The organism is Amycolatopsis sp. NPDC004079 (assembly GCF_040610415.1).
Lineage (GTDB): Bacteria > Actinomycetota > Actinomycetes > Mycobacteriales > Pseudonocardiaceae > Amycolatopsis > Amycolatopsis halotolerans.
This window is the reverse complement of record NZ_JBEXMH010000150.1, coordinates 1-5,320: the sequence shown is the minus strand read 5'-3', so window position 1 is coordinate 5,320 and position 5,320 is coordinate 1. Positions and strand designations below refer to the sequence as shown.

Sequence of the window (5,320 nt, the reverse complement as noted above, 5' to 3'; positions counted from 1 at the left end):
GCAGTTTTTGGTGGGACACCCACTCAATCACCCTAGAGGCGAGAGCTTGGTTCGTGTCCCGGCGGCCACCCGGTTTCCCTGGCGACTTGGAGAACATTACACGGCTCAAAACGGCCCGAAACAGGGGGGTCCCTTAATACAATCTTCGCAGGTCAACCGGCCGAATAGCCCCGTGGCGGCCGATCTGGCGGGGTGCCGGGCCCGGAGTCGGCGGAGCAGAGCACGGCGAATCCGGTGGCTTATCGGCTCGCGGATGCCGCGATCCGGAGGAACGGGCCGCGCGTTATCGGCGAATAGTGGGAGCGAGTGGTCCCCTCGCTCCCCAATACGGACCGGCCGAGGCATCAAGAGCGGCGGGTCGAGATGAGCGCCGCGACCGGGTGCGGTGTCGAGAAGGGGCCAGCAGCGGATCGGTTCGGCGGGAGAAGCTGCGGAGACGACAGGGGGCGCATCGGCAGCGGGAGCGTTCTGCCAGGTGCACCATGAGCTCCAAAGCGACCAGCGAGTGACCCGGGTCACGAGAACGGACGTCGAGGCGATGTCCGGTCCCGGGCAGGCAGCTTCGTTCTTTCCCCGACCGGCGGCCAAGCGCCGGTCACGAGAGCAGACCCGACCGAGAGGGAGCACCCGATGAAGTACCTGATCCTGGCCTACGGCAACCAGCAGGACTACGACCACCTCGGCGGCAAGGACGGCGCTACCCCGGCGGAGCTGGCGGCGATCGACGAGTTCCTCGCCGGGTACACCGGGGCGCTGGCCGAATCGGGCGAGCTGATCGAGACGCAGGGGCTCACCGCCCCCGTACTCGCCCGCCGCCTCGATCTGCGGGACGGGGTTCCGGTCGTCACCGACGGGCCGTTCGGCGAGACCGAGGAGGTCATCGCCGGGTACTGGATGGTCGACTGCGCCAGTTTCGACCGGGCGACCGACATCGCGGCCGGGCTGCTCAAGGCACCGGGCCGGTTGTCCGAGGCCGGAGTCGTGGTCCGGCCGGTGATGGGTGCCGAGAGCGAACTCTGACCTGGTCGGGACGCGCCGTAACCAGACAACCGACCAAGGCGGCAGAGATGACCGACGAATCCGAGGCCACGGTCAACGGCACCCTGCGCATCCTCGCCCCGCAGGTGCTGGGCGCGCTGGTCCGCCGCTACGGGCGGTTCGACCCGGCCGAGGACGCTGTCCAAGAAGCCCTGCTCAAAGCCTCCCAGCAGTGGCCGGAGTCGGGGATCCCCGAGCGCCCCTTCGGCTGGCTGCTCCAGGTAGCGAGCCGAAAGCTGATCGACCTGCTCCGGGCCGAACAGGCGAGACGGGAGCGGGAAGTCCGGGCAGCCCGGGAGGATGTCGGCGAACACCAAGGCGACGCCGACGACACGTTGATCCTGCTCCTGCTCTGCTGCCATCCGGCGCTCACGGCAGCGTCGCAGATCGCACTCACGCTCAGGGCCGTCGGCGGGCTCACGACCGCGGAGATCGCGCGCGCGTTCCTGACCTCCGAGGACTCGATGACCCGCCGGATTTCCCGGGCCAAGCGGACCGTCCAGGACAGCGGCGTCCCGTTCCGGATGCCGCCGGAGGAGGCGCGGCGCGAGCGGCTCGACGCGGTCCTGCATGTCCTCTACCTGATTTTCACCGAGGGCTACTCGGCGACGTCAGGACCGGACTTGCACCGCGGCGACCTGGTCGCGGAGGCGATCCGGCTGGCGGAGATGACCGCCGCGCTGCTGCCCGACGACAGCGAGGCGGCAGGTCTGCTCGCGTTGATGTTGCTGACCGACGCCCGATCCCCAGCGCGGGTCACCGAGCAGGGCGAGCTGGTTCCGCTGCACGAGCAGGACCGGACACAGTGGAAGGCCGACTCGATCCGGCGCGGGGTGGAGCTGGTGACGGCGGCGTTGCCGCGCGGGCCGGTCGGGCCGTATCAGCTGCAGGCGGCGGATCGCGGCGGTCCACGACGAGGCACCCGCCGCGGAGGAGACCGACTGGCGGCAGATCGTCGCGCTTTACCGGCTGCTGCTCAAGGTTTCGGCGAGTCCGGTCGCGAAGGTGAGCCACGCCGTCGCGGTCGGGATGGCGGACGGGCCGGCGGCGGGGCTCGAACTGCTTGCGGCGCTGGACAACCGCGACCGGCGATTCTATGCGGCGCGGGCACATCTTCTGGAAAAGGCGGGCGACCGCGAAGCAGCCCGGAGCGCTTACCTGCGCGCGGCCGAGCTCGCTACCAACATCCGTCAGGTGCGGTATCTCAACGCCCGCGCCCGGCGGCTCTCCGAAGGAGCTGAGCATGACTGACGAGATCCGGCCGTATCGACTCGAGGTCCCGGAAGCGGACCTGGTCGATCTGCGAGAGCGGCTCGATCGGACGAAGTGGGCGCCCGAGCCAATCGGCGGAGACCAAGGTTACGGCGTCAGCGTCGGCCGGGTGCGCGAGCTGGCCGAGCACTGGCGGCACCACTACGACTGGCGGGCCTGGGAACGGCGGTTCAACGAATATCCGCAGTTCACGACGACGATCGACGGCAGCAATGTCCACTTCCTGCACGCCCGTTCGCCGGAGCCGGACGCGATCCCGTTGATCCTCAGCCACGGCTGGCCCGGGTCGGCGGCGGAGTACCTGGCCGCGGTCGGACCGTTGAGCGACCCTCGCGCGCACGGGCTTGACCCGTCGATCGCGTTCGACGTCGTGCTTCCGTCGCTGCCCGGGTTCGGGTTCTCCGGTCCGACGGCCGACGCCGGCTGGGGTCCGCAGCGGATCGCGCGGGCGTGGGCGGAGTTGATGCGCCGGCTCGGCTACCAGCGGTACGGGACGGCGGGCAACGACTGGGGTTCGGGGATCGCGCCGGAGGTCGGTCGCGTCGCGCCGGAGCAGGTGATCGGCGCGCACGTGACGCAGACCTGGGATCCGCCGCCCGACGACGATCCACAGTGGATTGCCGAACTGTCCGCTAAGGACAAAGCCGCGTGGGACGCGTTCCAGCACTACTTCACCCACGAAGCGTCCTACGGCGTCGTCCAGGCGCAGCAGCCGCAAACTCTCGCGCACGCGTTGTCCGACTCCCCGGTCGGTCTGCTCGGCTGGAACGCGCAGGCGATGCACGACCACGGTCTCGACGCCGACGGGATCCTCACCCACGTCACGATCCACTGGCTGACCGGCACCGCGGGTTCGGCGATCCGGATCTACGCCGACGAAAGCCGGGAGACGCCCGCCGAGGGCCGCGACCCGGTGCCGCTCGGGGTCGCGCAGTTCCCCGGCGACCTGCCGTCGATCCGCGTGTTCACCGAGCATCACCGGAACCTCGTGTCGTGGAACGAGTACGACCGCGGCGGGCATTATGCGGCGCAGGAGGTGCCGGAGTTGTGGGCAGGCGACGTCCGCGCGTTCTTCGCGAAGCTGCGCTAGAAAAACATTGCTCCGACTACATTGCGCCTTATTGCACTGAGAAATCGCCCCGATTAGCGTCGGGGACATGCAGAAAGTCCTTCTCCCCTCGGGTGCCCGGATCGCCTACGGCGACCTGGGGGCGCAGCCGAAGATCCCGGTGCTTCTCGTGCACGGGCACCCGTTCGACCGGTCCATGTGGGGTCCGCAGGCTGAGCACCTCGCGCGAAACGGGCACCGGGTCGTGGTTCCTGACCTGAGGGGATACGGGGAAAGCACCGGCCCGGCGGTCAGCGGGCTCGAGGACTTCGCCGAGGATCTGATCGGGCTGGCCGACCACCTCGGGCTCGGCCGGTTCGCGCTGGGCGGGCTGTCGATGGGCGGGCAGATCGTGATGCAGACCGTCCGGGATTACCCGCAGCGCATTGCCGCGCTGCTGCTCGCCGACACGTTCGCCGAGCCCGAGACCGCCGAAGGAAAGGTGATCCGCAACCAGGCCGCGGACCGGGTGCTTGCGGAAGGCATGACCGCGTACGCCGACGAGCTGCTGCCGAAGATGGTGTCGCCCGGCACGCTCCGTTCTAAGCCCGAAGTGGCCGCACACGTCCAAAAGATGATGTGCGACGCACCGGCAACAGGGGCGGCGGCAGCACTCCGAGCACGGGCGAAACGACCGGACTACCGCGATTCCCTCAAGCAGGTCACCGTGCCGACGCTGGTCGTCGTGGGCAGCGAGGACGAGTTCACTCCCGTCGCCGACGCACGGCTGCTGCACCAGCTCGTGCCCGCCTCGGAGCTGGTGGTGCTGGACGACGCGGGACACCTGCCTAACCTGGAACGCGCGGCCGAGTTCAACGACGTGTTCGGCCGCTTCCTGGACCAGGTCCGGCCGGACCACGCAGAAGAACGGTGACGCACTCCATGAAGACCGTATTGGTGACCGGCGCGAGCGCCGGATTCGGTGCCGCGATCACGCGCCGGTTCGTCGCGGAAGGCGCGCGAGTCGTCGCCGCGGCCCGCAGCGGCGACCGGCTGAAGACCCTCGCGGACGAACTCGGCGACGCGGTTTACCCGCTGGTGCTGGACGTCCGCGACGCAGCCGCGGTCGCAGACGTCGTCGCGGAACTGCCCGAGGAGTGGGCGAAGGTCGACATCCTGGTCAACAACGCCGGCCTCGCGAAGGGTCTCGAACCCGCGCACGAGGCGAAACTGGACGACTGGGACCAGATGATCGAGACCAACGTGACCGGTCTCGTCCACCTGACCCGCGCGGTGCTGCCCGGCATGGTCGAACGCGGCGCCGGCCACGTGATCAACATCGGCTCCGTCGCGGGCAGCTACGCCTACCCCGGCGCGAACGTCTACGGCGCGACCAAGGCGTTCGTCCACCAGTTCAGCCTCAACCTGCGCTCCGACCTGCGCGGCACCGGCGTCCGAGTGACAAACGTCGAGCCAGGCCTGGTCGGCGGCACAGAATTCTCGACCGTCCGCTTCGGCGGCGACCAGGACAAGGCAGCAGGCGTCTACGCCGGAACCACGCCCCTGACCGCGGACGACGTCGCCGAGTCGGTGTTCTGGGCCAGCTCCCAGCCACAACACGTGAACATCAACGTCATCGAACTGATGCCGGTGGTGCAGACGTTCTCCGCACTGAACATCGACCGCAACTCCTGAGCCCGCCGTTCGTGAGGGGAACCCTCACGAACTCAGAGTCCCTCAGGGTTCCCCTCACGGACCGACATTCCCTCAAGGGGCCCCTCACGGAACCAGATTCCCTCAAGGAGCCCTTCACGGACCACCACCCAACCGCCGCCGATGCACCCACGATCGAGGCACCCAGCCCCTCCCCCGCACCCCGATACGAAGCCTCCCTGCGGTTCGGGGGTGCTTGTCAAGGCATCTTTCCCGCCTTGACAAGCACCCCCGAACCGTCAGCACAAT

The 5,320-nt window shown here is 68.9% G+C and carries 5 protein-coding genes; all 5 read left to right on the top strand.

The annotated features are described in order from the left end of the window. The first annotated feature begins 630 nt into the window (after positions 1-630). A complete protein-coding gene (locus tag ABZX37_RS49225) occupies positions 631-1,020 on the top strand; it encodes a YciI family protein (RefSeq protein ID WP_354751252.1) in 390 nt (129 codons plus the stop codon). 47 nt (positions 1,021-1,067) lie between these two features. Continuing rightward, entirely contained in the window at positions 1,068-2,279 is a 1,212-nt protein-coding gene (locus tag ABZX37_RS49220) for a DUF6596 domain-containing protein (RefSeq protein WP_354751251.1), read from the top strand. A gap of 2 nt (positions 2,280-2,281) precedes the next feature. Then, positions 2,282-3,400 (top strand): epoxide hydrolase family protein, encoded by a 1,119-nt coding sequence (locus tag ABZX37_RS49215; RefSeq protein WP_354751250.1) that lies wholly within the window; start codon positions 2,282-2,284, stop codon positions 3,398-3,400. A gap of 67 nt (positions 3,401-3,467) precedes the next feature. Beyond that, on the top strand, positions 3,468-4,292 hold the full coding sequence (locus ABZX37_RS49210) for an alpha/beta fold hydrolase (RefSeq protein WP_354751249.1): 825 nt from the start codon (positions 3,468-3,470) through the stop codon (positions 4,290-4,292). A gap of 8 nt (positions 4,293-4,300) precedes the next feature. Continuing rightward, positions 4,301-5,053, top strand: a complete 753-nt coding sequence (locus ABZX37_RS49205) for an SDR family NAD(P)-dependent oxidoreductase (protein WP_354751248.1) — start codon at positions 4,301-4,303, stop codon at positions 5,051-5,053. Positions 5,054-5,320: the final 267 nt, after the last annotated feature.